The following is a 26,394-nucleotide window of genomic DNA, read 5'->3' as shown; positions in this document are numbered from 1 at the left end:
CTTCAGCAGCAAGGATCGGAAGGGAGAATGGCCGTGCCGCTTCTGGATTCCACCTTAGGCGTCGCCGACGCCGAGGGTTTTCAGCCGGTGACGCTGGAAACCGATCGCGGCCCGGTCGAGGCCCGTTATTACCCGGTGCCGGGCGGGGATCTGGCTGCGCTGTGGGTCGGCGGGGTCGGCGGCGGGTTCGACACGCCGGCGCGCGGACTCTATCCCCGGCTTGCCGCCGACCTGACCGCCGACGGGATCACCTCGCTGCGCCTGCGCTTCCGCGATCCGCGCGACCTGGAAGAGGCGGTGTACGACGTCCTCTGCGGACTGAGCTTCCTGGGACGCCAGGGCATCCATCATGTGGCGCTGGTCGGCCATTCCTTCGGCGGCGCCGTGGTCGTCCAGGCGGCGGCGTCCAATCGCGGCGCCGTCTGCACGGTGGTGACGCTGGCGACCCAAGGTTACGGCACCGACCCCGTCGGCGACCTGTCCTGCCCGATCCTGCTGATCCATGGCGAGGCGGACGAGATTCTGCCGCCCAGCTGTTCCATCCACGTCCACCGCAAGGCGCGGGATCCGAAAAAGCTGGTCCTGGTCCCCGGCACCGGCCACGCGTTGGACGAAACGTCGGAGGCGGTCTGCCGCGAGGTGCGCGACTGGCTGAAGGAACATCTGCTGAATCGGTAAGGGGGGCCGAAGCCCCATAGGCGCTGACTTAAAGGACTTTGCCCATTTTCTAATGGGCCGGCACCTCTTTCGGCGTCATCCCCGCGGAGGCGCTACGGCATTCACAGATCTCGCATTCGCGAAGAAATACATCCTCTGGTAGCGATTGGCCCTTCTCCCCTTGCGGGAGAAGGGTTGGGATGAGGGGTGCGGCTGGCCAGAGGCCTGGGAAAATTCAGTTTGCCCCCCTTGTGTATTGCGGGGTGCCCATATTGAAGCCCGGACGGCTCGTTGGCCTCGAGCCGTCCGGGCTGGCCGACCCTGTTGCCCCCGAGGCGTAAGACGCCGTTAGTGAGCGTGAGGGCGGCCAGCCTTCCTTGAAGTCCGCACGGTTGCTCGGGCGTTGAGCCCGCACCACAAGGAAGGAATACGAGGATGTCACAAGCGGCTGTTCATGTCGGCATCGATTGCGGGAAATCCCGGCTCGATGCAGCCCTTTTCCCTGCTGTGGCCCACCGACAGGTTGCCAACACGCCCGAGGGGCATCAGGAGTTGGCGATCTGGATCAAGGAGCAGGGCGCTGTGCGGGTTGGGCTTGAGGCCAGCGGCGGCTACGAGCGTCCGGTGCGCGACGCCCTGGTCGCGGTGGGTCTGGAGGTTCATGTCCTCGACCCTGCACGTGTGCGTTACTTTGCCAAGGCCAAGGGGCAGTGGGCGAAGACCGACCCGATCGATGCGCGGGTCATTGCCGAATTCACCGCGTGCATGGCTGGTGGCCCGTCGGTGGTCCCGGATCGGGCGCGCGAGGAACTTGCGGGATTGGTTCGCACACGACGCGCCCTGGTCGACAAGCGCGCCGACCTGCGAAAGGTAGCGACGGCAGCGCCCGAGGCGGCTCGCGAGGCGGTCGACGCCGCCATCGAGGCTTTGAGCCGGAGCATCGCCAAGCTGGACGACACGCTCACCCGCCAAGTTCACTCCTCGCCCATCATCAAGCAGACGGTCGAGCGCTTGGTGACCGCTCCAGGCATTGGCCCAGTGGTGGCCGTCAGCCTTGCCGCTCTGGCCCCGGAACTGGGTCGGCTGACCGGTGGGCAAATGGCGGCCTTGGCTGGGGTGGCGCCGTTTCCCGACGACAGCGGCGAGCGCTCTGGGCGGCGTCGCATCGCCGGAGGGCGAGCCGACCTGCGACGGGTTCTTTACATGGCCGCCATGGTGGCCGCCACCCACACCAAAGGCATTGTGGCCGCCTTCTATCAACGGCTGATCAAGGCGGGAAAGCCGCCCAAACTCGCCATCACCGCTTGCATGCGCAAGCTGCTGACCCGATTGAACGCCATGCTCGCCCACGCTCAGACCTGGAACGAACAAGCAGGCCTGAAAGCCTGAGATGCCGACGGTCGGCGCACCGCGCCGACCGCATGCCAAAGCCTAACGAACCGAGCGCGCGGACCCGTCAAGGCCAAAGCCGCCCGAAGGGCGGGCGCGCGCCAGCGCGAGCCTTGACGGGGAGCACGAACGGTTCAGCTCTCGCTACCCAAAAAATACGGTTGCTCACCCCAACCCCTCTCCCGCGAGGGGAGAGGGGTTTTTCTCAACTCCAGACTGCATGCATTGTTGCAAGCGCGAGATCTGTGCATCCCGTAGCGCGGAGGCGGGGATCCAGGCTTATCCAGTGGTTCTGCTTGGGAAACACTGGATCCCCACCTCCGCGGGGATGACGGTCGATAAGGGACGTACTTGGCTTCGACAGCAATCGAACCTGTAAGTTAGCGCCTATGGGCCGAAGCCCCCCTTCAACAAACCATCCCTCTCAGCTTTCCTTCGCCTTCTGGGTGTCGCTGATCGGCTGCACCCCGGGCGGATGATCCTGCTGTTGGGGTTGCGGCTGCTGTTGCTGCTGTTGCTGCTGTTCGGGCGGCGGCTCGCGCCGCGGCGGACCGGCCTTGACGTCCTGATAGACCGCCTTGGCGATTTCCAGCAGTTCTTCCTTCGACAGGCGGCCGGCCAGCGCATAGGCCAGCGGTCCCTCGACCCAGTAGAAGGTGGCGACGTCGCCGTTCTGAGTGAAGCTGAAGTTGGACTGGTTGCCGCTCTGGGGAGCACCGACGAACAGGGTGATCCGCTTGTTGCCGTCGTTGGCGTACATGTACTGCGCGCCGGCTCCGAGGTCGGTCGGCAGCGACCGGCCGCCGATCAGCCGGTAGCCGACCCGGCCCAAATCTGGCCCGAAGACGTCGCGGCCCATCCGCTTGGACAGCCAGCCGTTCAGTTCGTCCTGGTTGTCGGCGCCCAGTTCCACCTGGAACCGTTCATCGGAGGTGTAGAAGCGGTGTGCCTGCGTCGCCTCCTGCGCGAAGGTGGCGAGCGTCTGGCGCTGCTGGGCGACGGGGGCGCCCGCCTGCTGGTCGACGCCGCGGCCCATCCAGCCGCCGGTCGCACCGGCGACCACCAGCATCACCGCCGCGGCGAAACGCACCAGTGGCCGGGCATGCCAGGCCGGACGGTTGTCGTTGAAGGCGATGCGCCCCTTCAGCCGGTCGGACAGCTCCTGGACGGTGTCGCTCGCCGGCTCGCGCAGGACAATGTCGAACATCTCGTGCAGCAGCACCGCCTGGGCGCGGTAATCCTCTGCCCGGCGTGCGGCCTCCGGATCCTCGGCCAGCCATCGCTCCACCGCCAGACGGCGATTGCCGTCCAATTGCCCATCGACATAGGCGTGGAGTTCGTCCTCCGTGACCCGTCCAGTAGCTTGATGCGCATTCATTACTTCACCCGCCGGAGGGTGACGCCACCCTCGTTCGCCAGTTTCGCCCGCACCGCCTCGCGCGCCCTGGAAAGGCGCGACATGACAGTCCCGATCGGCACGCCGAGCATGTCGGCGACCTCGTCGTATTTCAGGCCCTCCAGCGCCACCAGAAGCAGAACCTTGCGCTGCTCCTCCGGCAATTCGTCGACCGCGCGCATCATCTCACGCAACTCGACACGCTCCTCCTGCCGGGGCGGGCTGACCAGCTTGGATTCGACGTCGGCGACGTCGACCTCCTGCGGCCGGGCGGCCTTGGAACGGACCTGATTGACGTGGACGTTGTGCAGGATGGTGAAAAGCCATGCCCGCAGGTTGGTCCCCGCCTGGAAGCTGTCGGCGCGCGCCACCGCGCGCGTCAGCGCTTCCTGCACCAGATCCTCCGCATCCGCGCTGTTGCGCAGCAACGCACGCGCGTAGCGCCGCAAGGACGCGATGTGGACTTCCAGATCGACCCCGAATTTGCTCAACCGCGCACCCGATCCTTACCGATCACGCCACGGCTCACGCCATGGCCTCCCCCTTCCAACCAGAGGCCGGACGGGGCGACGAAGGCGCCGCAACTCCAGGGCCGGGCCGGCTCAATCGACCTTGCGGTCGAAATGGGGACCCGATGCATATGGGTGCGAACGCGCGCCGCGCATCCTTTATTCCAGACTTTGTCGGGCTTGCAGCAAAATTTATGCGGAGCGGCGGCGCTTGTGCCGAAAAGGCTTCAGCCGGGCGGCATCAGTTGCGTGCCGGGGCAATCCGCCGTTCGGCCAGGGCGGCCAGATCGGCCCTCAACCGGGTGACCGGCCCGCTCCAGTCGTCGGCAACCGACTGCCGGTAGAGCCGCGCCGTCGGATACCAGGGCGACTCCTCTCGCTCGCGCAGCCAGCGCCATTCCGATCCGGCATGGAGCAGGACCGCCACCGGACGCCCCAGCGCACCGGCGAGATGCGCCATGAAGGTGCAGGAGCTGACCACCACGTCCAGCCCGGCGACGGCCGCCGCGGTGTCGACTATGCCATGGAACTCACCACCCCAATCGACAACGCCGTCGGGCAAGGACAGCTTGGCCATGTCCTCGCGCCCCTGGCCGAACTGAAGCACCACCGGCGTGGTCCCCGGGATGTCGAACAGCGGCAGCAGCGGCGCTAGCCGGGGCGAACGGACGCAGTCATGGCGGAACTGCGTTGACCCCGCCCAGACGATGCCGACCTTCAGCCCAGCAAGCCCGGCGGCTCGCCCGGACCAGCGTTCCAGTGCAGCGGCCGGCACGCGAAGATAGGGAATCTCGGCTGGAATGCTGTCCAGATCGCTGTCCATCCGGTGGATCAGGCTCATGACATGGACCTGCATATCGTAAGGCGGCAAGTCCTCGTCATAGCCGAAGGCCGCGTCGACGATACCGGAGGAGCGCAACAGTTCCAGCAGGCCATCCTGACCGCAGAACAGCACCCGCATCCCCTGCGCCCGGAGGATGGGCGCGTAGCGGATGAATTGGATCGCATCGCCCAGTCCGCGGTCGGCGTGGACCAGCAAGGTTGCTCCCGGTCGTATGCGGCCATCCCAGTCCGGCCGATCGAAACGCCGCGGCGGCCGGAACAAGGACAGCCGCAGCCTCTCCTCATAGAGCGCCGCTCCGTCGCGCACATGCCCCATCAGCATCAGCGCGCTGCCCTGCCCGACCGCCGCCTCCGCCGATGCGGGATCGAGCCGGCGGGCACGGGCGAATGCCGCCACCGCGGCTTCTGCCCGATGTCGCTGGAGATGCGCGAATCCAAGGTTGGTCCAGGCCACCGCATCGGCCGGATCGAGCGTCAGTGCCCGGCAAAGTGCCGATCGCGCCTCCGCGATGCGTCCGGCCTCGACCAGCTCCGCACCCGCGGCGGCCCAAGCCGGCGCCGTACCGCGAAGCCGCGCGAGCCGACACAGCTCCGTCGCCGCCTCCGGCATCTCCTGCCGGCGCAGGGCCTCCGCCAGATTGTTCAGGCTGCGGCCATGATCCGGCGCCAGCAGCAGCGCCAGCCGGTAGGGCGGCAGCGCCGCCGACGCCTTGCCCTCTCCAAGCCGGAGATCGGCAAGGTCGCAGAGCAGATCGGGCGCCAACGTCCCCTCCATCACCGCCCGGTCCAGCACCGCCGCCGCATCCATGGTGCGTCCCAGCCGCTTCAGGCAGGCCGCGAGATTACGGGCATGGGCAGGGTTGGCGGGAGCGCAGCACAGCGACCGGCGAAACGGCGTCAACGCCCCGACCGCATCGCCGCCGCCGATCGCCGCCACCCCGAGGATGCTCCACGCGTCTCCCTGCCCCGGATCGAGAGCCAGCGCCTGACGCAAGGCCTTGCGTGCCGCAGCCGGATCGCGCCGCTGCAACGCCGCGGCACCGGATTTAAGGAGTCGGAGACTGTCGCCCATGATCATCGATCCCAATCATGACTTTGGAGGCGAGCAAGAGGATCGATCATCCGGACCACCTGCAGGACGGCGTCATCACCATACGAGGCTGACGGCACCCTAACCGTGTAGCGAGGCGAAAGCCAATTGCTTGCAAGGCAGTTTGGATAAATTTCCTGAACTCGATAAACCTGCAGCGGATTTCCAGGCAATCAATGCCCCCATAAGGCGCAATCCCCGTCGAGATGGGCGGAATTTTCCTGACCCCGGCGGAAAAATATGCCTCCTCCCAAGGGCAAAGCGGGAAGGCCGGTATTTCTTCTGACGCTTCGCTTCTCGGCACAGCGGTTGCAAAAAGCTCTCCGGAGAAAGCCCTGGGTGGAGGACTCAATGGCAGGCATTGGACAAATCGGTGGACCGCTTCCTTTGCTGTCGAACATGGTTCCGGTGACGCCAGTTCGAGTCGTCTCGGCTCCCGACGTGGTGAGGAAGGCCGTAACCGCAATGGAGCGAATGAAGCAGGAACCGGATGCCGCGATGAACGCGCGGTTCCTCGCCACGCAGGCGCACAGCATAATACGCAAGGACGGTCAGATTGCCGCCATCCAATGGCGCGATGGAACCACCGAAGTCCGGAGACCCACGGATAACCCTTGGGACAAGGACAATCTCATCCAGCGGGGCCTGTCATCCGGATTGTCGAAAGAACAGATGAATGACCTGTACGTTCGCGATTTGGCAAAGTCACTGGGCGCCGGCGTCACCGTCGATCGCTACGACGACCGCAACGATGCACCGACCAGAGGAGAGCTGATGCAATCGCCCGGTTCCGGGAATGGCCGGGGACGGCGGCTGTCCGTCGCGGCATAGGAAGAAAACTTGGGAAAGATGGTGGGCCCGGCCGGATTTGAACCGACGACAACACCGTTATGAGCGGCGCGTTCTAACCGCTGAACTACAGGCCCTACCGCGGGCCGCACTCTGCGACAAAGCGGCGGGGAAATGCAACCCCTCGTTCATCATTCCGACGCGGAAGCCCGATAACGAAAACGGGGGCCCTTCGGCCCCCGCTTCGTCTCGAAACCGGATGCTTCCCGTCAGGTATCGAGGAAGCTGCGCAGCTTGCGCGACCGCGACGGGTGCTTCAGCTTGCGCAGCGCCTTCGCCTCGATCTGGCGGATACGCTCGCGGGTCACGTTGAACTGCTGGCCGACCTCTTCCAGCGTGTGGTCGGTGTTCATGCCGATGCCGAAGCGCATGCGCAGGACGCGTTCCTCGCGCGGGGTCAGCGAGGCCAGGACGCGGGTCGTCGTCTCGCGCAGATTCGCCTGGATGGCGGCATCCAGCGGCAGGACCGCGTTCTTGTCCTCGATGAAATCGCCGAGATGCGAATCCTCCTCGTCGCCGATCGGCGTCTCGAGGGAAATCGGCTCCTTGGCGATCTTCAGGACCTTGCGGACCTTCTCCAGCGGCATCATCAGACGCTCGGCCAGTTCCTCCGGGGTCGGCTCGCGGCCGATCTCGTGCAGCATCTGGCGGCTGGTGCGGACCAGCTTGTTGATCGTCTCGATCATGTGGACCGGGATGCGGATGGTCCGAGCCTGGTCCGCGATGGAGCGGGTTATGGCCTGACGGATCCACCAGGTCGCATAGGTCGAGAACTTGTAGCCGCGCCGGTACTCGAACTTGTCGACCGCCTTCATCAGGCCGATGTTGCCTTCCTGGATCAGGTCCAGGAACTGCAGGCCGCGGTTCGTGTACTTCTTGGCGATGGAGATGACGAGACGCAGGTTGGCCTCGACCATCTCCTTCTTGGCGCGGCTCGCTTCCTTCTCGCCCTTCTGGACGGTGGAGACGATGCGGCGGAACTCGTTGATCGGCAGGCGCGCTTCCTCGGCGACGTTCGAGATCGACTCGCGCGTCTTGCGGATGTCGCCGTCGTACTTCTCCGCGAACTTGCCCCAGGTCTTGGGGTTCAGGCCGCGGATGCGCTCCAGCCAGTTCGGGTCCAGCTCGTGGCCGAAATACTGGTTCAGGAAGTCCTCGCGCTTCACCCGGCACTCGGTCGCCATGCGCAGCAGGCGGCCTTCGAAGCCGGTCAGCTTGCGGTTCAGGCCATAGAGCTGCTCGACCAGCTGTTCGATGCGCTGGTTGTTCAAACGGACGGTGTTCATCAGCTCGACCATTTCGAGCTTCAGCTTGTCGTACTTCTTGTCCGTCTGCTTGGCGACGTCCTCGCCGCGCTGCATCGCCCCCATGCGGGCCTCGTGCAGCTTGTGCAGCTTGTCGTAGGTCGCCTTGATGTTCTCGAAGGTCTCGATGACCTGCGGCTTCAGCGCGGCTTCCATCGCCGACAGCGACAGGCTGTTCTCGCCCTCGTCGCCTTCCTCGCCCTCGTCGCCTTCGCCTTCGGCGCGCGGCGGACGCGGCTCGTCGCCTTCCTCTTCGGCGGGCGGCGCGTCGGCGGCGGGCGCAGGCGCAGGTGCGCCACCGGGGGCCTCGACCACCTCGGTCAGTCCCCCCGGCATCTCCTCGCCGTCCGGGCCGCCGCCATAGGTGGCGTCCAGATCGATGATGTCGCGCAGCAGCATCTTCCCTTCCATCAGGGAATCATGCCACTCCAGGATGGCGCGGATGGTCAGGGGCGATTCGCAGATCGCGCCGATCATCATCTCGCGGCCGGCTTCGATCCGCTTGGCGATGGCGATCTCGCCCTCGCGCGACAGCAGCTCCACCGATCCCATTTCGCGCAGGTACATGCGCACCGGGTCGTCGGTGCGGCCGATGTCGTCGTCGTCGAGGTTGCCCGACGAACGGCCTTCGCCCTCGGCGCCGGCCTCGCCGCTGTTCTCCGAATCCTGCTCTTCCGATTCGACGATGTTGATGCCCATCTCGGACAGCATCGCCATCGTGTCTTCGATCTGCTCGGACGAGGACGAATCCTGCGGCAGCGCTGCGTTCAGCTCGTCATAGGTGACATACCCGCGCTCCTTGCCGCGGGCGATCATCTTCTTGACGGCCAAACCCATGCCGTCCATCAGAGGACCGTCTGCGGATTCCTCCCGCGTTTCGGAAACTTCCACGCTGTTCGCAGCTTTCGTGGCCATGCGATCGGTGCCCCCGCATTACCCCAGTGAATAAAGACGAAAGGAGCGCCCGGTCCCGGTTGCCCGGCCCGTCCGCTCCACCCCCAAACCATGTATCTACCCAGAACCCGCCATCACAGAAACTGTCATGCGGCCCCGTCCTGTTGTAACCCGCGTCCCGCCAGCCGACGCCCGACGATATCGGTCATCAACCGTCAGGCCTCGTCGAAGTCGCCATCGTCCGTCATACCCATGCCGGACCTGATGACCTCCTGCTGAAGAGCCACGACCCTCGCGAAGTTCACCTCGCTGTTGTCACGGGTCAAAGCCGCCTTCGCTTCCCTAAGATCGTCGAGCACCCGCTCGTGATGCAGATGCCGCCACGCAGGCCACCATCCCTTCCGGGCGTCCTCCGCGGAGGCATCCGGACGGGCGAAGCCGGCATGGACATAGGTCGACTCGCCTAGCAAAGCACCGACCATCGTCTCATGGCCGGCGGATGACAAGTGGCGACAAAGGGCAGCGGCGTCAAGTGCCGAGTCGTGGTTGCGGTCGTCGGACAGACATTCGATGACCGACCAGCGCAGTTTTTCCAGCTCCGGGTCACCGAACGGCAACAGCCCCAGCGGCTCGGCCAGTTCGCCGAACAAGTCCGGATGGTTGATCAGGGTCGCCAGCAGGATCCGCTCCCGCATCGAGACGAGGCGGGAGGCGCGGCCCCTCCCCTCCCCCACCGGCTTGGAGGTCAGGCGTCCGGGCGTGCCCGGCACATGGCGGCGCGGCGCCTCGCCGAAGCGGCCGCGCCCCTGCCCCGGCACCCATGGCCCCCGGTTGTAGGCCGGCCGCACCGGGGCGAAGGCCTCGTCGACGCGGCGGCGCATCTCGGTGCGGTAGAAGCTCTGGACGTCGCGGTCGGCGATGGTGGCGACGCGGGCCTCCAGCGCCGCCTTCACCGCCGCCTTGGCTTCCGGCGTGTCGGTCGGCCGCCCTTCGCTCTCCATCCGCCACAGGGCGTCGGACAACGGGATGGCGGCTTCCAGCAAGGCGCCCATCGCCTTGGGCCCCTGCGCACGGATCAGGCTGTCGGGGTCCTCCCCCTCCGGCAGGAAGGCGACGCGGGCCGACTGGCCGGGGCCGAGGTGCGGCAGGATGCGCTCCACCGCCCGCCATGCCGCCCGCCGGCCGGCCTTGTCGCCGTCGAAGCAGAGGAACGGCACCTTCTCCGCCGCCGGGATCAGCTTCCACAGCTCCTGCACCTGGGTTTCGGTCAGCGCGGTGCCCAGCGGCGCCACCGCCCCCTCGAAGCCGGCGCGGACCAGGGCGATGACGTCCATGTAGCCTTCGGCGACGATCACCGGCTTGCCGTCCGCCGCCGCCTGCCGCGCCCGCGACAGGCCGTAGAGCAGCGTGCCCTTGTGGAAGAGCGGGGTGTCGGCGGTGTTGACGTATTTCGGCCCGTCACCCTCCAGGATGCGCCCGCCGAAGGCCACCACCTGCCCGCGCCGGTCGGTCACCGGGAACATCACGCGGTTGCGGAAGAAGCTGTAGGGCGCCCGGCCGTCGTCCGGCCGCTTCAGCAGCCCGGCATTGACCATATCCTCGTCGGAGAAGCCCTGCTTGCCGAGATATGTCCTCAGCGCGTTCGAATCGCCGGGCGCATAGCCCAGCCGGAAGCGGGCGATCGTCTCGCCGTCCAGCCCGCGCCGCACGAAGTAATCCAGGCCGGCCCGCCCGGCGGCGCCGTGCAGCTGCTGCTCGAACCAGCGCGCCGCCTGCTCGACGAGATCATGCAGGGTCTTGCGCCGCTCATAGCGCTGCCGGTCCTCCTCGGTCGGGCGCGGCACCGGCAGCCCGGCCTCGCCGGCCAGATGCTCGACCGCCTCGGGAAAGCCGAGATTGTCGTGGCGCATGACGAAACCGATGATGTCGCCATGGGCGCCGCAGCCAAAACAATGAAAGAAGCCCTTCTGGTCGTTGACATAGAAGGACGGCGACTTCTCATTGTGGAAGGGACAGGGGGCCTTGTATTCCCGGCCGGCGCGGATCAGGCGCAGTCGCTTCGACACCACCTCCGACAGGGTCAGCCGGGTGCGCAGCTCCTCCAGGAATTGGGGCGGAAATGCCATGGTCGAACGGTCACCGGAATACGGAGGGCGGGTGCGATGGGCGCAAGGCTATAGCAGAGGCATAGTATGGGAACCAGCGCCGCCGCCCCCAAGGGCGAAGATGGCAGAGGCCGCAGCGGCGTCAGTCCGGCCTCTGCACCAGCCGGGTCCGGGCGTAAATCTGGGTCAACGGGACACGGAAGCCGATGCTGGCCAGCACGAGTTCCTCATCCGGACCGATGACGAGCGGGTCGGTCGGCCAGTCGCCATTGCGCCGGCGGTGCAATTCGGCACCGACGCGGGTGGAATGGACGAACAGGATTTCCTGAACGCTGGGAATCGAGGCGTAAGCCCATAGGTTGCCGCGCGTGTCGCGCTCGTTGCCGGGCGACAGGATCTCCACGATCAACACCGGTTCGGGAAGAAGGCGTCCATCAGGATCGTCGGGAGTGCAGGTCACCGCCAGATCGGGAACGCGCAGATTGACGTTGCTGGACAGACCCGGCACCACCGGCGCCTCGGTCGCAGCTCGGCAGGGGCTGCCGCGGTCGATCAGATAGCCTTCGATCAGCCGCGCCAGCGCCACTTGGAGATAGGCGTGGGTGGCGCTCGCCGGTGCCATGGCACGCGGTTCCCCGTTCACCAGTTCATGGCGGGTGTCGGTGCCGTCACCGCTCCAATCCAGGAACTCAGCGACCGTCATGTCCGAAAAGGTGGATCTGCGGACCGCGACCATTCCACTCTCCTCCTGCCGCCGGGAGCACCGGGCCTCAGCCTAGCTTGAACACCCCGCGGCGGCCACCCTGCTTGCCTGCCCCCGATTACTTTCCGGACAGCCGCGCCTTCACCAGGCCGCCGGCCTTGGCGAAGTCCATCTGGCCGGCATGGCGAGCCTTCAGCTCGGCCATCACCTTGCCCATGTCCTTGATGCTGGAGGCGCCCAGCTCGGTGACGATGCTCTCGATGGCGGCCGTGGCCTCCTCCGCGCTCATCTGCTTGGGCAGGAAGCGTTCGATGACCGCGATCTCCTCGCGCTCCTGCTGGGCCAGCTCGGGACGGCCGCCCTGCTCGTACATCCCCGCCGATTCGTTGCGCTGCTTCACCATCGTCTGCAGCATCGACAGGATGCCCGCCTCGTCGATGCCGTCGGTCACGCCGCGGGTGCGGGCGTCGATGTCGCGATTCTTCAGGTCGGTGAGGATCAGGCGGAGGGTGGACACCGCGCGCGTGTCCTTGGCGCGCATCGCCTCCTTCAGGGAGTCGTTGAACTGCGTGCGCAACATCATGTCCTGTCTTCCTTGTTCGTCGATCCGGGGTTCGCTGCCCGCCGGGACAGCCGACTATTCCGAAAATGGCGGCCGATTTCCATGGCAAAAGCCCCGATGCGGACCGCCCCATGCCGAATGGCCGGACCTTGTCCGCCGATCAGGGCCGCCTTGCAAAGCTATTGCTGGAAATCCGGCAGCCAATCGTCATATAGGATGTCCGGCCCAACCGATCAGCCCACTCGATCCCACGCCGCCGCCCGATCCTGGCGGAGGTTGGGGTGCGGGCGGTTGCGTGTGCGCGCCCGGCGGGACGCTAGGCCGTCGCCGTTCCGCCGCTCATCCGATCCGTCGGCGGCCGCGGTCTTTGGGAAGGTTCATAGGAATGACTCTCGCCACTCCCCCCTCCGACGATGCGGTTCACACCGGCGTGCTTGTTCTGGCCGACGGCACCGTGTTCCGCGGCCGAGGCATCGGCGCCACGGGGGATTCGGTGGGCGAGGTGTGCTTCAACACCTCGATGACCGGCTACCAGGAGATCCTGACCGACCCCAGCTATGCCGGCCAGATCATCACCTTCACCTTCCCGCACATCGGCAACACCGGCGCCAATGCCGAAGACATCGAGACGATCACGCCGGCCGCCCGCGGCCTGATCCTGCGCGCCGACATCACCGACCCGTCGAACTGGCGGGCAACCCGCCACCTGGACGACTGGCTGAAGAGCTACGGCCTGGTCGGCCTGGCCGGCGTCGACACCCGCCGCCTGACCCGCCGCATCCGCGACCTGGGCGCGCCCAACGGCGTCGTCGCCCACGCCCCCGACGGCAAGTTCGACATCGAGGCGCTGGTCGCCAAGGCCAAGGGCTGGCCGGGGCTGGAGGGCATGGATCTGGCCAAGGACGTGTCCTGCCGCCAGACCTATGGCTGGACCGAGTCCGGCTGGACCATCGGCGGCGGCTACGCCACCCAGGACAAGCCGCAATACCACGTCGTCGCCATCGACTACGGTGCCAAGCGCAACATCCTGCGCTGCCTCGCCGCGGCCGGCTGCAAGGTGACGGTGGTGCCGTCGACCGCCACGGTCGAGGACGTGATGCGCCACCAGCCGGACGGCGTCTTCCTGTCCAACGGCCCCGGCGACCCCGCCGCCACCGGCGAATATGCCGTCCCGACCATCAAGGGCCTGCTGGACACCGGCGTGCCGATGTTCGGCATCTGCCTGGGGCACCAGATGCTGTCGCTGGCGCTCGGCGCCAAGACCACCAAGATGCAGCAGGGCCACCGCGGCGCCAACCATCCGGTCAAGGATCTCGCCTCCGGCCGGGTGGAAATCACCAGCCAGAACCACGGCTTCGTCGTCGTGCCGGAGACCCTGCCGGCCGACGCCGAGGTCACCCATGTCAGCCTGTTCGACGGCACCAACGAAGGCATCCGCCTGAAGGGCAAGCCGGTCTTCTCGGTGCAGTACCACCCGGAAGCCTCACCCGGCCCGCAGGACAGCCACTATCTGTTCGACCGCTTCATCGGGCTGATCGCCGAGAAGAAGGCGGCCTGACGCCACCGCACAGGGCCGTGAGAAAAAGGGGGAGCCGCCGCTGCGGCTCCCCCTTTTTCATTTGGCGTCCCGGCCCTTGTCCGCGGACGGGGTGCCGGCGGGCGCCGTGCGCGGCTGGACCCGCTGGATGCCGCCATAGCATGTCGTGCCGCCGCGCCCGCCGGGCGACCCGGCGGCTTGCCCGTAGTGGGTGCAATCGGCGGATCGGCCGGCCTCCCGGCCGTCGTTTTTCTCGTCATGAGGCTGTGATTTGGACTCGTCCACAGTGGCCTCCCGGAGGTTGCGGACCATATCGATTACGGTCCCCCAAGATTGTCTACATGGGCAGCGCCCGCCGGTTCCAAAAGAGATGCGCCTCACTGATTATCCGTTTTCCCCCGGATCTCCCCCGGCCGCCGAGCCCGACCGCCCCGCCTGCCCGCTCTGCGGCCGGGCGATGGTGCCGGGCGCCAGCCTGAACGAGCACCACCTGATCCCCCGAACCTATGGCGGACGGGACACGGTGACGATGCACCGCATCTGCCATGCGAAGATCCACGCCGTGCTGACCGAGCAGCAGCTGCGCGACCACTATCATGCGGTCGAGGCGCTGCGCGGCCATCCCGACATCGCCGCCTTCATCCGCTGGGTCCGGCGCAAGCCGCCGGAGTTCGTCGACCGTCACGCCACCGACCGACGACGGCGCAAGCGCTGACCCAGGCGGCTCAGCCTCGGCGAACCGCCGGACGCCGGACCGGCTTCGGCAGGTAATTGCGGGCCTCGCCGTTGCAGACCCGGCTGACCCGCTCATACTCCTCCACCGTGTCGACCTGGGCCTGCCGGCGGTCGCGCTCACGGCCGAAATCCTGCATGATCCGCCGCATCGCCGATTCCAGCGGCCGGCGGATCGCCGCCATCGCCTGGGCCTGGCTGCGGGAGCGCACCGGCGTCATTCCCGCGATCACCTGATCCAGGCGGCCGCGGATCTGCGGCATCATCTCGCGCAGCAGGGCCTCGTCCACCGCGACATGGCGCATCTCATGGGTCAGCACCTCGCCATGCAGGCAGGAATCGGCCGGGATCTCGCTGGCGACATGGACGATGCGCTGCTGGAAACCGAAACTGACGGTCAGCGCGCTGGCCGATGCGCAGTAGGTGCCGTCGCCCATCGCCTTGAACAGGGCCGACACCTGCGACTGTTCGCCGTAGCGCGCCTGGGTCAGTCCCAGGACGTGGCTGTCGGTGGTCTTCGCCGGACCGGGGGTGCGCCCGGGCAGCCGGGTGAGCTGCGCCACCGTCAGCGCGTCGTCGCGCTGGATCGGCGCCAGCACGCTGTCGAAGGTCAGCGTGATCGGCGGGAAGCCGGCGCAGCCGTTCGACTGCGCCGCAGCCGGCGACAGGGCGGGCAGGATACCCGCAAGGGAGAGGAACAGGAGGCGAACGGTCATCCGAGCACTGTTACCGGGAAACCGGTCGCCGACAAGAGATATGGAAGGGGCGCCGGGGCGGATCGCCCGGCGCCCCTTTCCTACCTCGCCGCCGTCCTCAATGCTGGGACGGGAACAGGAAGCGCGCCTTCAGGGCACCTTCGATGGAGCGCAGGTCGTTGGCGACCTCCAGCTCGTCCACGTCGCCGTTGACGTCGACCACCACATAGCCCAGCTCCGGATCGGTCTGGAGATACTGGGAGGCGATGTTCAAGCCGCGGGCGGAGAACACGTCGTTCACCTTGCGCAGGATGCCCGGGCGGTTCTCGTGCACATGCAGGAAGCGGGTGCAGCCGGCCTGCACCGGCAGCGCCACCTGCGGGAAGTTGACCGCGCCGACCGTGGAGCCGTTGTCCGAATACTCGATCAGCTTCTGCGCCACCTCGGTGCCGATGTTGGCTTGCGCCTCCATCGTCGAGCCGCCGATATGCGGGGTGAGGATGGCGGTCTTGATGCCGCGCAGCGCGCTCTGGAACTCTTCCTTGTCGGAGCCGGGCTCGACCGGGAAGACGTCGATGGCGGCGCCCAGCACATGGCCGGATTTCATCGCGGCGGCCAGCGCCTCGATGTCCACCACCTGGCCGCGGGCGGCGTTGATCAGGTGGCTGCCCTTCTTCATGGCGGCCAGTTCACGCTCGCCGATCATGTCGCGGGTCTGCGGGGTGTCCGGCACATGCAGGGTCACCACGTCAGAGACCGACAGCAACTCCTCCAGCGAATCGCAGGCGCGCGCATTGCCGAGCGCCAGCTTGCGCACGGTGTCGTAGAAGCGGACCTGCATGCCCATCGCCTCGGCCAGGATCGACACCTGGGTGCCGATATGGCCATAGCCGACGATGCCCAGCGTCTTGCCGCGGATCTCGTAAGAGTCCTTGGCCGACTTCATCCAGCCGCCGCCATGGACCAGCTGCGACTTGTCGAAGATGCCGCGCATCAGCATGATGATCTCGCCGATCACCAGCTCCGCCACCGACCGGGTGTTGGAATAAGGGGCGTTGAAGACCGGGACGCCATGGCGCCGCGCCGCCTTCAGGTCGACCTGGTTGGTGCCGATGCAGAAGCAGCCGACGGTGATCAGCTTGCTCGCCGCCTCGAACACCTTGGCGGTCAGGTGGGTGCGCGAGCGGATGCCCAGGATGTGGACCGAGCCGATGCGCTCCAGCAGCTCGGACTCGTCCAGCGCACGCGGCAGCCGCTCGACGGAGGCATAGCCGCCGCGGGCCAGCTCGTCGATGGCGTTGTCGTGGACACCTTCCAGAAGAAGGATGTTGATCTTGTCCTTGGAGAGCGAGAGCTTGGTCACGGCCGGCTTCCATATCTGGGCATCGGTTCTGTTCCGCGAGGGATGGCCCGCCGGAAACGGCGCGGCTGGCCCTCGCGGAAAAGCGAGCGCGCAAAATAATACCAAAGGCAGGGCTTGTCACCTGACGGATGTTGCGCCGCGGCGTCCGTTTCCGCATGCCGGATTGGCGCGCCACGCGGGTTGGGTGTATCAGTCTGACCGCTCTTCGAAGCTGCCCTTCCAATTTGGAAATTCTCCATGAGCGACGTGACGATCTATCACAACCCGCGCTGCAGCAAATCGCGCGAGACGCTGGAGCTTCTGCGGTCCCGCGGCGTCGAGCCGAATGTGATCGAATATCTGAAGACCCCGCCCGGCCCGGCGGAGCTGTCGGCCATCCTCGCCAAGCTGGGCAAGGGCCCGCGCGACATCACCCGCGCCAAGGAAGCGGCCGAGGCCGGCATCGCCAAGGACCTCGACGGCGAGGCGCTGGTCGCCGCGCTGTCCGCCAACCCGGCGGCCATCGAACGCCCGATCGTGGTCAAGGGCGACCATGCCCGCATCGGCCGCCCGCCGGAGTCGGTGCTGGACATCCTCTGACCCGCATTGTCCGCCCTTTACCCTTGCCCCGCCCCTGACCGGAGCCCGCCGCCCGTGACCACCAAGCACACCGCCGCCGCAGCGGCCGCCGAGCTGAAGACGATCCGCGATTTCCTGCGCTACGGCGTCAGCCGCTTCAACGAGGCCGACCTCGATTACGGCCACGGCACCGGCACGGCCTTCGACGAGGCGGTGTTCCTGGTGCTGGAGACGCTGCACCTGCCGGTCGACCAGCTCGATCCCTATCTGGACTCCCGGCTGACCGCGGCGGAGCGCGAGGCGGTGGCCGGCATCCTCCATGCCCGCATCGACACCCGCAAGCCGGCGCCCTACCTGCTGAACAAGGCCTATATCCAGGGCATCCCCTTCTATGTCGACGAACGGGTGATCATCCCGCGCTCTTACATCGGCGAGCTGCTGTTCTCCGACATGTTCGGCGGCGACGACTTCACGCTGGTCGAGGATCCGACCTCGGTCGAGCGGGTGCTGGATCTGTGCACCGGCTCCGGCTGCCTCGCCATCCTGGCCGCCCGCATCTTCCCCGAGGCGCAGGTGGACGCGGTCGACCTGTCGCCCGACGCGCTGGAAGTGGCGAAGCGCAACGTCGCCGACAGCGGGTTCGAGGACCGCATCACCCTGCATCAGGGCGACCTGTTCGCGCCGCTGAAGACGCGGAAATACGACGTCATCATCACCAACCCGCCCTATGTCGACGCCGAGGCGATGAACGCCCTGCCGCCGGAATTCCGGGCCGAGCCCGAGATGGCCTTGGCCGGCGGCGACGATGGGCTGGACATCGTCCGCCGCATCCTGAAGGAAGCGCCCAAGCACCTGACGCCGGAAGGCGGCCTGCTCTGCGAGTTCGGCACCGGCCGCGAGATCCTGGAAGCGGAGTATCCCAACCTGGATTTCCTGTGGCTGCAGACCGCCAACAGCTTCGGCGAGGTTTTCTGGCTGACGCGGGACCAGCTGAAGGCGGGCAAATGAGGATATAGGGGAAAGGTCGATGACTCTCCCTCACCTTTAACGCCTTGTGATGCATACATTTTACAAAGCAGGAAGAATCCCCTCTCCCCCCCGGGGAGAGGGTTATGGTGAGGGGGGCGCACGGCGAGGATTCTCGGGACAGCCACGCGATGCATCCCCCTCACCCCGACCCTCTCCCCGCCTTTCGGCGAAGCTGCGCTTCGCCTGTCGGCGCCGTAAGCCGAGCTTACGGCGGGGGGAGAGGGGGGATTTTCATCCGGGAACCCTTCCCCCATCCTCCGGTTGTCCCCTCGACCATGCTGCATCGCAGCAGCCGCTTCGAGAGGACCACCGCCATGACCGACCGCCACACCACCATCGTCAAATCCCTGGGCCTCACCGCCTTGGCGCTCGGCGGGCTGGCCGTCGCCAATACGGTGGCGGCACGCGCCGCCGAGCGGCGCTATCCGCCCGAAGGCCGCTTCCTGACCGTCGACGGCGTCCGCCTGCATTATAGGGAGGCCGGCGAAGGCCCGCCGGTCGTCCTGCTGCATGGCAACGTCTCGGCCCTCGGCGACTGGCTGGCGAGTGGGCTGTTCCAGCGGCTGGCGCAGACCCACCGGGTGATCGCCTGCGACCGCCCCGGCATGGGCCACAGCGACCGCCCCCGCGACCGCGCCTGGACGCCCGAGGATCAGGCCGACCTGCTGGCCCGCGCCTTCGCCGCGCTGGACATCGAGAACGCCGTGGTGGTCGGCCATTCCTATGCCACGCTGGTGGCGCTGGCCCTGGCGCTCGACCATCCGCGGACGGTGAAGGGGCTGGTGCTGCTGGCCGGCTACTACTTCCCGACCAAGCGGGTGGACGCCGCCCTGGTGGCGCCGGTGGCGACGCCGGTGCTGGGCGACCTGCTGCGCCACACGCTGTCGCCGCCCGTCTCCAAGGCGGTGATGCCGGCGATGCTGAAGACTCTGTTCTCGCCGCGGCCGGTGCCGGAGCACCTGACGGAGAGCTTCCCCGCCGCCCTGACCACCCGGCCGGGCCAGTTGCGCGCCAACGCCCAGGACGGCGTCACCATGGTGCCGGCCGCCGACCGGCTGCAGCACCGCTATGCCGAGGTGATGGTGCCGGCGGCGATCTTCGCCGGCCATGGCGACCGCATCGTCGGGCAGGAGGAGCAGAGCGGCCGGCTGCATCATGTCCTGCCGAACAGCACCCTGCATTGGGTGCCGGATTCCGGCCACATGGTGCATTACGCCGACCCGGAGCTGGTGGTGCGCCGGATCGGCGAGCTGTCAGCGGAGAAGGCGAAGCGCCAGATCGCCGTCCGATAGATCGCCGCTCACAGATGGCGCCGCATCAGGATGCTGCCGCCCTGGTGCGGCAGCCGGGGGTGCCAGGGAATGTCGGCGCGGCCGATCTCCTCGAACCCCTCGCCGGCATAGAGATGGCGGGCCGGCTCGTTGTCGGCCCAGACATGCAGGGTGACGCGGTCGAAGCCGCCGGTCCGCGCCCGCTCGTAGAACCAGCCGAGCAGCCGGCCGGCGATGCCCTGGCGCCGCAGCTCCGGATCGACCGCCAACGCCGACAGGAAATAGCTGCCCCAATCCAGCGTTTCGGAGAAGGAGCCCATATGGGCGACACGGTCGGGCGGCAGGCCGCTGTAATCCTCCGTCCGGATCCAGTCGGTGGGATAGCCGTGGGCGATGCCGACCACCCGCCCGTCCAGCTCGGCGACGCCGCTCTGGCGGTGCGACAGCGACCCGCTGCGCCCGGCCAGCCCCGGCATCAGCATCTCCGCCGCCGTCATCCCCGGCATCAGCCCGTCGAGCAGGAAGCCGTAGACCCCGCCGCCGGCGATGTCGATCAGCCGCGCCAGTTCCGGCGCGTCGTCGGCCTCGGCCGGACGGAGGCGGAGACGGTCGTCGGTCAATGCAGGGCTCACGGCGGGAACCTTCGGTCAAGGGCGATCAGGAGAGCGGCAGACTGGAAAGAGCTCTCTAGAAAAGACCCTCCCGCCGCCGATTTCCAGCCCCTTGTCCCAAGCCGACGCATCCGTCAGTCCTGATCGGCGGCCCGGTTCAGGTCGTCGCGCAGCCGCAGCAACGAGTCGCGCAGCGCCATCAGCTCCCCGGCCGAGCAGCCGGCGGCGGCGGCGATCCGCGTCGGCAGGCGTTCGGCCTCGGCGCGCAGGGCCGCGCCCTGCGGGGTCAGGGCGATGCGCACCAACCGTTCGTCCTGCGGATCGCGGCTGCGGGTGAGCAGCCCCTGCCCTTCCATCCGCTTCAGCAGCGGGGTCAGCGTACCGCTGTCAAGCCCCAGCCGCTCGCCCAGCAGCTTCATCGACAGCCCGTCCTCCTCCCACAGCAACAGCATGATCAGGTATTGCGGGTAGGTCAGGCCAAGCTGCTCCAGCATCGGCCGATAGACCCGGCTCATCGCCAGATTGGCCGAATAGAGCGCGAAGCAGGCCTGGTTGGAGAGCAGAAGCGGGTCGTCCTTGTCGGCTGCCATGATGTCTGAACCCTTGGAAGCGGAACCCGGAAACGGCCAACTGGAACAGGAATGGCGCCGCCGGGATGCCGCGCGTCTGTCGATCGTGCGCCCAGCACAATCGCGCGCAACAGCCCGGCGGCGCAATGCCGAAGGTCTTTTCGCCTCGGACGACGCCCCTGGACGAGGTCCTCGGGGCATCGCCCTCAGGCCTGTCCCTTAGGCGACGGTCGTGGTGACCGGGATGTTGCCCTTGGTGGCGTGGCTGTAGGGGCAGACCTTATGGGCGCGGGCGAGCAGATCCTCGGCGGCGGCCTTGTCCATGCCCGGCAGCGAGACGATGAAATCGACCGTCAAGCCGAAGCCTTCGCCGTCGTCGCGGGCGCCGATGCCGACCGTGGCGTTCACCGTCAGATCGGCCGGGACGGCGATCTTGTCGCGGTTGCCGACGAACTTGATGGCGCCGATGAAGCAGGCGGAATAGCCGGCGGCGAACAGCTGCTCGGGGTTGGTGGCGCCGCCCTGGCCGCCCAGCTCCTTCGGCGCGGCCAGCGCGACCGACAGCAGGCCATCCTCGCTGACGGCCTTGCCGTCACGGCCACCGGTGGCGGTCACCTTGGTCGAATAGAGGGTCTTCATGGCGTGTGCTCCTTGGTTGATTTTTGGACGCTTGGTAGCGGGATTTGGTTTCCGGGGCGGCGGGGCGAACCGGCGCCCGTCGATCTGGTGAGGACGAATATCGCGCACAATCGAATTGCGCGCAATGTATTTTATCGTGCGCTATTCGATTGCGCGCAATGCGTCTGGTGCATGGCGTCATTCCGCCCCACCGCCATCGCGGCGATGGGTCTTCCCATCCCGTGCGGATCGGCACGGGAGCGTGCGTTCACTGCCTGGGAATTCGGCTTTCGCCGGATGGTCCCGTCACAGCAGGCGGCGGCAGGATGCGATGCGCTCGCGCCCTTGCGCGAAATAGACGGCCTGGGCGTAGATGCGCCATGTTCCGCCGATGCGCACCCCGGTGACGAAGCCATAGCCCTGGCCGTTGCCCAGAGTGCGGTAATCGTTCCGCGCGAAGCTGTGGCGATAGCCGAAGGCGGACAGCGTGCCGGTCATCGCCTGATGGTCGGTGCCGCCGTCGGCCCCCTGGATGTTGTGGTGGGCGACCTTGACCGAGTTGTTGGGACCGGCGACGCAGCCGAAGGAACAGCCGTCCATCATGGCGTTCATGAAGAACCCCGCCTGCCCTTCGAGCACCGTCGAGTAGCCGGAATCCTCCTTCCAGGGCAGGAAATAGCCCTGCGCCGCCCCGGCCCCATCCGGTACGACTTCGTAGGAATGCCCACCGGCAGTCCAGCCGCCGAACAGGCCGAGCATTCCGGAGGAGTAATGCTCGACCTGCGAGTCATGCCGCCTGACCCTGAAATTGGAAAGGCTCGGCCCGCCCGCTGCCGACGGAGCGCACATCCAATAGACCGTATTTCGACTGAAGAACGTATCCGGGTTGTTTTGAATCTGCGTCAGGAATTGCTGGGCATCGACGTCTTCGGGCATTTTTATCTCTCTGGATACTATGTGCTTTCCAGCAAAGAAATATCCTTAAACGTAATATCGTTCAAAGATTTTCACCTTGGGAGACGCTGTAGGCTGGACTGGCACGCGTTTTCTCCCGACCAATAAGACTGAATTAGGGTTGCAATGCCCCTGTTTCGCAAACACTCTCGCAAACGTGCCGCCTGCTGCCACGTAGACTGGCTAGCTCTGCCTGCGCAGGTTATCGTAGGGAAAATAGGTGGAACACAGAGGGGAAAATGCGCGCAGGATTTGGTACGGCCATAACCTCAGCCGGCTCACAGCTCGGCTGTTAAGCAGGTTTTCCGAACTCCGCCCACAGATGGGCGGACTCGGAAAACCCGCAAAACCATAGAGTTCGCAGGTTTCTCCAGGCCGGGCCTGTGGCCCGATCTGGAGAAACCTGCTTAATCGCTAACCGCCCTTGTCTGGCAGTCGTTTTTTGAGGCTGACGCGAGAGCGTGGGTGACTATGGCACAGTACTCACTTCTGAGAGAGCGGTAACCCTACATCGTCTTGCCCCCACACCGTCTCAGCCCAATTCCAATGTGGAAGGAACCATGCAGATACCGATCCAAATATACCTCGATAGTAAAGATTTTTCGCGGATGGCAGATAGAGAGAAAAGGACTGACGACCAAATCTGCGCCAAGACTTTCGACTATCTAATCTCGAAAGTACGATCCGAAGAAATTCAGATCAGAATTTCCGTTTTTCATGTAGGAGAACTACTTCCAAGAAGCCCAGAATACAAAGATGCAGGACTACGAAGAGCTTCTACTGCTAAAGCACTATGTGACAAAAATGCATTTATTTATTACGAGAGAGTAGTTTTAGAGGATATTGATTTTTTCCTGAAAGATGAAAAAAATAAACAAAAACACCCTTTTCCGGAATATGCATTTAGCGATGATGGCAATTGGGCGCCCTATCTGGGAGCTTCTGACTTCAATGTTCTAAACACAATTCGAAAAATGCTCACTGATGAAATATCAAAGGCACCACTTGATTCAAGGTCCAGAAGAAATCTAATAGGATCAATCATTAAGCCGAACGGAACATTTACCAAACGGGGAATATCAATTCTCCAGTCTGATCGCCACGCATTACTAAACGCATTAAACGGTCAATTTCCGTTAACTAGAAAATTTTGGGTAGAGGATTATTTTATAAAGGTGGTTAGTGGAGAAATAGAAGAGCGAGTCTTTGTTAAAGAGTTAATAAGCGGGCTATGTGACTTGGAGAATTTAGCTGGATGGATTTACGATAGATATGAGGACACCCATGGCTTAACAAGTGTTCTTTTTAATGCGGGAACCAAATTCATCTCTTCCATTGCAGATGCTCGAAACAAAATAGATAATATAATTTCACAAGGCCTTAATGCTGGGCTCTCGGAAGAAGAGGTCATCCAAATGTGCCGAAAATCATTAAAAAAGTTTAGCGTAAGGGATAGAATTTTAGAAATATTTTTAGAGAGAGAAAAGAAGAGATTTTATAAATTTGGTGGCCCATCTAAATCTTCAGAAAAAGTTCTTGGCAGCGAGCATGGACACATGCCGTTTATTGACAGCGTATGCGACAGCATGTTTGGATTTGCCGTAGACCGTGCGTTACAAATCAAAAACAAATCAAAGCTATCTGAAAGTGATTATGCAGACGGGATGCATGCGGGCTATATTCCTTACGTTGACATATTTTCTTGCGATAAGAGAACTGCGAATTTTGTTAGATTGCCTGCCAAGCGGCATGGAGTTACAGTGGTGTCGCGCTTCGAAGACATAATGCCCTCTATAGACGAAAGGTTGAAGAATCCTCAACCTCGCATTATGCGTTAGGGAGTCGCCCTATTGCCGATAGCCAACTCCGCCCACCAACACCGAGGTGGAGAACGTTTATAGGAACCACAAGCAATTGCAGCCGGCCCCCACGGAACAACGTTGCATGCTAGACGTTTAACGTCCGACGTTATATTATCCACCTATGATCAAGAGCTTCGGCGACAAGGCCACTAAGGATCTGCACCGGACCGGCACCGGCAAGCGGTTCGCCGCCATCGCCAAGGTGGCCGTGCGAAAGCTCGACATGATCGACGCCGCGACCGGCCTGGACGATCTGCGCTCACTGCCGGGGAACCGGCTGGAGGCGCTGAAGGGCCATCGCGCCGGACAGTACAGCATTCGGATCAACGACCAATGGCGCATCGTCTTCGTCTGGCGCGATGGCGGCGCGCACGAGGTCGAAATCGTCGATTACCACTGACCGGCCGACGCTAAGGAGGGCGCAATGCGGATCAAGACCCACCCCGGTGAGGTTCTGCGCGAAGAGTTCCTCGCCCCGCTTGATCTCTCGGCCCATGCGCTGGCCCTGGCTCTGCGCGTGCCGGCGACCCGCATCGGGGAAATCGTCAACGAACGGCGCGGGATCACTGCCGACACCGCCTTGCGGCTGGCGCGCTATTTCGGCACCACGCCGGAATTCTGGCTGAACCTTCAGATGGCGCACGACCTGTCCGTCACCGCCGCCGACCATGGCGAGGAGATCCAGCGCAGCATCGCCCCCCGCGCCGCCTGACCGGGCCGGCGGCGTCACTCCGCATCGGATCGCTGCCGTTCCCGGCGCAGGCCCGGCAGCAGGATCGTCACGTCCGCCCGCCCCAGCAACCCCTCGATCCGTCGGCAACGCGGATCGGCGTGGCGCAGCCGGATAAGGTCTGCCATGGTGAATAGGCGCTCATCCACCCGGTGCAGCGCGCCGCAGCGATAGACCTGACGGCCGGTGGCGCGGAGGGCCTAGACGGCACGATAGAGGGCGTCTGACCTCTCGCTGGGGCTGCACCGGCCGGTGGCGCGCGGTGCGGGGCCGATCGCCTAGATCCAGGCGGAGTTGCAGCTCGGGCCGGCGGCGTGACAGGGTGCCGGGCCACGGGCATGGTTCAGGCCCTCCCTTGATCAGCGGGAAGAACGAAGCGGCGGCAATCCGCGGAACGGCGACAGTGATGTCCACCGCCTCGACATGGAACAGCCGCAGTAGCTCCAGCTCGCAAGCCGCCCGAATCCGGTTGGCGACGCGGCGCTTCGGCGTGGCGATGGTCAGCCTGCCCCGCGCACAGCCCAAGCCTACATTCTCAGAACCATGTCGCATGCTGGACGGCACCGATCCGGCGGGCGATCCGGGCGTGGCCATCGCACCCGATGTCGGCAGCGGATGGCGGCAGGTAGCATCCGCTTTACGGCATTCCAGAAGATACGGGCACGCGGAGCTTCCCTGCCCCGATCAATCCTCCAGACCCGTCCGGTTCACCGGCCACCAGTCGCGATCCAGCAGTTCAGTAATCGTATAGGCACTGCCGGCAGGCAACTCCTTGACCCAAGGCTGGTCGTCATACCGGGCGCGCAGCTCGGCCACCGCATCCTCCGTCAATTCGGCGATATCCAGCCGTTTCAGGGCGGCGGGCGAACGCTTCGCCCATCGCCGCACCGTGTTGCGCCACGCCGTCACTTCACCGCGCCAATGGTTCCGGGAAGCGGCATCGGGGCAATATTCCAGCCGCAGCAGATGCGCGACGATCTGGGCGACAAGATCCTCGATCTTCTCCAGGGTGTCGCTGCTCAGATTCTCGATTTCCTCCGCGACATGCTCCCAGTCGATGCCGGCACCGACGTTCGGACGCTCATTCGCCAGCCGGCGCAAGGCTGCCGCCTGATCCTGTGTCCAGCCATAGAAGTCGGAGTCGTAGAGCGACACGGAGAGACCTTCCTGCACCTGCATGGGACCCGCTTCGGAGCCCTTCTTCAACTGGGCTCTACAGCGTCGGGTTCAACGTCTCCGACCGTCCGGCGAGAGCGCGGCCGAACCACCGCGCAAGCTGCGCCATATCACGGCGAAGTCGCAAACAAGAGCGACAAACAGATGGAATGGCGTCGATGGCGACGCCTCACCGCGCGCCCAAAGAAAAAGCCCTGGAACCGTTGGGTTCCAAGGCTTTTTCGTTCCCTCCGGAACTGGTCGGAGCGACAGGATTTGAACCTGCGACCCCCAGACCCCCAGTCTGATGCGCTACCAGGCTGCGCTACGCTCCGTCAACTTCACCGCAGTGCTTGCGGCTTGGCTCCTGAAGGGAACGGGACTATAGCCGCGGGCTTTCGCCGATGCA

The 26,394-nt window shown here is 65.3% G+C and carries 26 protein-coding genes and 2 tRNA genes; 11 read left to right on the top strand and 17 right to left on the bottom strand.

Going from position 1 to position 26,394, the window contains the following annotated elements; all coding sequences use genetic code 11:
- Positions 1-27 precede the first annotated feature (27 nt).
- Together JHL17_RS28890 and JHL17_RS28885 are read left to right on the top strand one after the other, a co-directional pair.
- Positions 28-678: an alpha/beta hydrolase gene (locus JHL17_RS28890; RefSeq protein WP_211113580.1), complete on the top strand. Its 651-nt coding sequence runs from the start codon at positions 28-30 to the stop codon at positions 676-678.
- A gap of 414 nt (positions 679-1,092) precedes the next feature.
- Entirely contained in the window at positions 1,093-2,046 is a 954-nt protein-coding gene (locus JHL17_RS28885; RefSeq protein ID WP_200198084.1) for an IS110 family RNA-guided transposase, read from the top strand.
- Positions 2,047-2,470: 424 nt separating this feature from the next.
- Here JHL17_RS28885 and JHL17_RS28880 read toward each other — a convergent pair whose 3' ends face one another.
- The 3 genes from JHL17_RS28880 to JHL17_RS28870 form a co-directional block, all read right to left on the bottom strand.
- Positions 2,471-3,424, bottom strand: coding sequence for an anti-sigma factor family protein (locus JHL17_RS28880; RefSeq protein ID WP_200198083.1), 954 nt, complete (start codon positions 3,422-3,424; stop codon positions 2,471-2,473).
- Positions 3,424-3,933, bottom strand: coding sequence for a sigma-70 family RNA polymerase sigma factor (locus JHL17_RS28875; RefSeq protein ID WP_200198082.1), 510 nt, complete (start codon positions 3,931-3,933; stop codon positions 3,424-3,426). Before JHL17_RS28875 ends, JHL17_RS28880 begins: the two co-directional genes overlap by 1 nt.
- A gap of 259 nt (positions 3,934-4,192) precedes the next feature.
- Positions 4,193-5,866 (bottom strand): tetratricopeptide repeat protein, encoded by a 1,674-nt coding sequence (locus JHL17_RS28870; RefSeq protein ID WP_200198081.1) that lies wholly within the window; start codon positions 5,864-5,866, stop codon positions 4,193-4,195.
- Positions 5,867-6,358: 492 nt separating this feature from the next.
- Here JHL17_RS28870 and JHL17_RS28865 point away from each other — a divergent pair, with 492 nt between their 5' ends.
- Entirely contained in the window at positions 6,359-6,715 is a 357-nt protein-coding gene (locus JHL17_RS28865; RefSeq protein ID WP_200198080.1) for a hypothetical protein, read from the top strand.
- A gap of 19 nt (positions 6,716-6,734) precedes the next feature.
- Here JHL17_RS28865 and JHL17_RS28860 read toward each other — a convergent pair.
- The 5 genes from JHL17_RS28860 to JHL17_RS28840 all read right to left on the bottom strand — a co-directional run bounded on the left by JHL17_RS28860 (position 6,735) and on the right by JHL17_RS28840 (position 12,319).
- Positions 6,735-6,810: transfer RNA gene (locus JHL17_RS28860), tRNA-Ile, on the bottom strand.
- A gap of 132 nt (positions 6,811-6,942) precedes the next feature.
- Positions 6,943-8,952: an RNA polymerase sigma factor RpoD gene (rpoD, locus tag JHL17_RS28855; RefSeq protein WP_200198079.1), complete on the bottom strand. Its 2,010-nt coding sequence runs from the start codon at positions 8,950-8,952 to the stop codon at positions 6,943-6,945.
- A gap of 194 nt (positions 8,953-9,146) precedes the next feature.
- The gene (gene dnaG, locus JHL17_RS28850; protein ID WP_200198078.1) at positions 9,147-11,057 is read right to left on the bottom strand and encodes a DNA primase; all 1,911 of its coding nucleotides are present in this window, start codon (positions 11,055-11,057) and stop codon (positions 9,147-9,149) included.
- A 121-nt stretch (positions 11,058-11,178) separates the two neighbouring features.
- Positions 11,179-11,772: a Uma2 family endonuclease gene (locus tag JHL17_RS28845; protein WP_200198077.1), complete on the bottom strand. Its 594-nt coding sequence runs from the start codon at positions 11,770-11,772 to the stop codon at positions 11,179-11,181.
- An 85-nt stretch (positions 11,773-11,857) separates the two neighbouring features.
- Complete coding sequence (locus JHL17_RS28840) at positions 11,858-12,319, bottom strand: GatB/YqeY domain-containing protein (protein ID WP_200198493.1); 462 nt, start codon at positions 12,317-12,319, stop codon at positions 11,858-11,860.
- A gap of 367 nt (positions 12,320-12,686) precedes the next feature.
- On the opposite strand from JHL17_RS28840, the gene carA reads away from it, so the two are divergent.
- Positions 12,687-13,859 (top strand): glutamine-hydrolyzing carbamoyl-phosphate synthase small subunit, encoded by a 1,173-nt coding sequence (gene carA, locus JHL17_RS28835; protein WP_200198076.1) that lies wholly within the window; start codon positions 12,687-12,689, stop codon positions 13,857-13,859.
- A 349-nt stretch (positions 13,860-14,208) separates the two neighbouring features.
- Complete coding sequence (locus JHL17_RS28830) at positions 14,209-14,553, top strand: HNH endonuclease (protein WP_200198075.1); 345 nt, start codon at positions 14,209-14,211, stop codon at positions 14,551-14,553.
- Positions 14,554-14,563: 10 nt separating this feature from the next.
- Here the strand turns inward: JHL17_RS28830 and JHL17_RS28825 are convergent, their stop codons facing one another.
- Positions 14,564-15,286: a hypothetical protein gene (locus JHL17_RS28825; protein ID WP_200198074.1), complete on the bottom strand. Its 723-nt coding sequence runs from the start codon at positions 15,284-15,286 to the stop codon at positions 14,564-14,566.
- A 97-nt stretch (positions 15,287-15,383) separates the two neighbouring features.
- A complete protein-coding gene (gene serA / locus JHL17_RS28820) occupies positions 15,384-16,628 on the bottom strand; it encodes a phosphoglycerate dehydrogenase (protein WP_200198073.1) in 1,245 nt (414 codons plus the stop codon).
- A 237-nt stretch (positions 16,629-16,865) separates the two neighbouring features.
- On the opposite strand from serA, the gene arsC reads away from it, so the two are divergent.
- From arsC to JHL17_RS28805, 3 genes are all read left to right on the top strand, one after another.
- Complete coding sequence (gene arsC / locus JHL17_RS28815; RefSeq protein WP_200198072.1) at positions 16,866-17,207, top strand: arsenate reductase (glutaredoxin); 342 nt, start codon at positions 16,866-16,868, stop codon at positions 17,205-17,207.
- A gap of 54 nt (positions 17,208-17,261) precedes the next feature.
- Positions 17,262-18,194 carry a 50S ribosomal protein L3 N(5)-glutamine methyltransferase gene (prmB, locus tag JHL17_RS28810; protein ID WP_200198071.1) on the top strand — a complete coding sequence of 311 codons (933 nt, stop codon included), beginning with the start codon at positions 17,262-17,264 and terminating at the stop codon, positions 18,192-18,194.
- Positions 18,195-18,529: 335 nt separating this feature from the next.
- Entirely contained in the window at positions 18,530-19,507 is a 978-nt protein-coding gene (locus JHL17_RS28805; protein ID WP_200198070.1) for an alpha/beta fold hydrolase, read from the top strand.
- 8 nt (positions 19,508-19,515) lie between these two features.
- On the opposite strand, the gene JHL17_RS28800 is transcribed toward JHL17_RS28805, so the two are convergent.
- The 4 genes from JHL17_RS28800 to JHL17_RS28785 all read right to left on the bottom strand — a co-directional run bounded on the left by JHL17_RS28800 (position 19,516) and on the right by JHL17_RS28785 (position 22,043).
- Complete coding sequence (locus JHL17_RS28800) at positions 19,516-20,118, bottom strand: GNAT family N-acetyltransferase (protein WP_200198069.1); 603 nt, start codon at positions 20,116-20,118, stop codon at positions 19,516-19,518.
- Positions 20,119-20,231: 113 nt separating this feature from the next.
- Positions 20,232-20,687, bottom strand: a complete 456-nt coding sequence (locus JHL17_RS28795) for a MarR family winged helix-turn-helix transcriptional regulator (RefSeq protein WP_200198068.1) — start codon at positions 20,685-20,687, stop codon at positions 20,232-20,234.
- 198 nt (positions 20,688-20,885) lie between these two features.
- The gene (locus JHL17_RS28790) at positions 20,886-21,305 is read right to left on the bottom strand and encodes an organic hydroperoxide resistance protein (protein ID WP_200198067.1); all 420 of its coding nucleotides are present in this window, start codon (positions 21,303-21,305) and stop codon (positions 20,886-20,888) included.
- A gap of 285 nt (positions 21,306-21,590) precedes the next feature.
- Entirely contained in the window at positions 21,591-22,043 is a 453-nt protein-coding gene (locus JHL17_RS28785; RefSeq protein WP_200198066.1) for a hypothetical protein, read from the bottom strand.
- A 755-nt stretch (positions 22,044-22,798) separates the two neighbouring features.
- Here JHL17_RS28785 and JHL17_RS28780 point away from each other — a divergent pair.
- From JHL17_RS28780 to JHL17_RS28770, 3 genes are all read left to right on the top strand, one after another.
- A complete protein-coding gene (locus JHL17_RS28780; protein ID WP_200198065.1) occupies positions 22,799-24,076 on the top strand; it encodes a hypothetical protein in 1,278 nt (425 codons plus the stop codon).
- A 145-nt stretch (positions 24,077-24,221) separates the two neighbouring features.
- Positions 24,222-24,500, top strand: a complete 279-nt coding sequence (locus JHL17_RS28775) for a type II toxin-antitoxin system RelE/ParE family toxin (protein WP_200198064.1) — start codon at positions 24,222-24,224, stop codon at positions 24,498-24,500.
- Between the two features lie 24 nt (positions 24,501-24,524).
- Positions 24,525-24,812, top strand: a complete 288-nt coding sequence (locus tag JHL17_RS28770) for a HigA family addiction module antitoxin (protein ID WP_200198063.1) — start codon at positions 24,525-24,527, stop codon at positions 24,810-24,812.
- A gap of 14 nt (positions 24,813-24,826) precedes the next feature.
- Here the strand turns inward: JHL17_RS28770 and JHL17_RS37755 are convergent, their stop codons facing one another.
- The 3 genes from JHL17_RS37755 to JHL17_RS28760 all read right to left on the bottom strand — a co-directional run bounded on the left by JHL17_RS37755 (position 24,827) and on the right by JHL17_RS28760 (position 26,320).
- Entirely contained in the window at positions 24,827-24,958 is a 132-nt protein-coding gene (locus tag JHL17_RS37755; RefSeq protein WP_282189373.1) for a hypothetical protein, read from the bottom strand.
- A 556-nt stretch (positions 24,959-25,514) separates the two neighbouring features.
- Positions 25,515-26,009: a DUF29 domain-containing protein gene (locus JHL17_RS28765; protein ID WP_200198062.1), complete on the bottom strand. Its 495-nt coding sequence runs from the start codon at positions 26,007-26,009 to the stop codon at positions 25,515-25,517.
- 234 nt (positions 26,010-26,243) lie between these two features.
- A tRNA-Pro gene (locus tag JHL17_RS28760) sits at positions 26,244-26,320 on the bottom strand.
- Positions 26,321-26,394 lie beyond the last annotated feature (74 nt).

Origin of the sequence: Azospirillum endophyticum (genome assembly GCF_016595245.1) — a bacterium.
GTDB lineage: Bacteria > Pseudomonadota > Alphaproteobacteria > Azospirillales > Azospirillaceae > Azospirillum > Azospirillum endophyticum.
The sequence above is the reverse complement of the archived record's forward strand: the minus strand, read 5'-3'. Positions and strand labels throughout refer to the sequence as shown.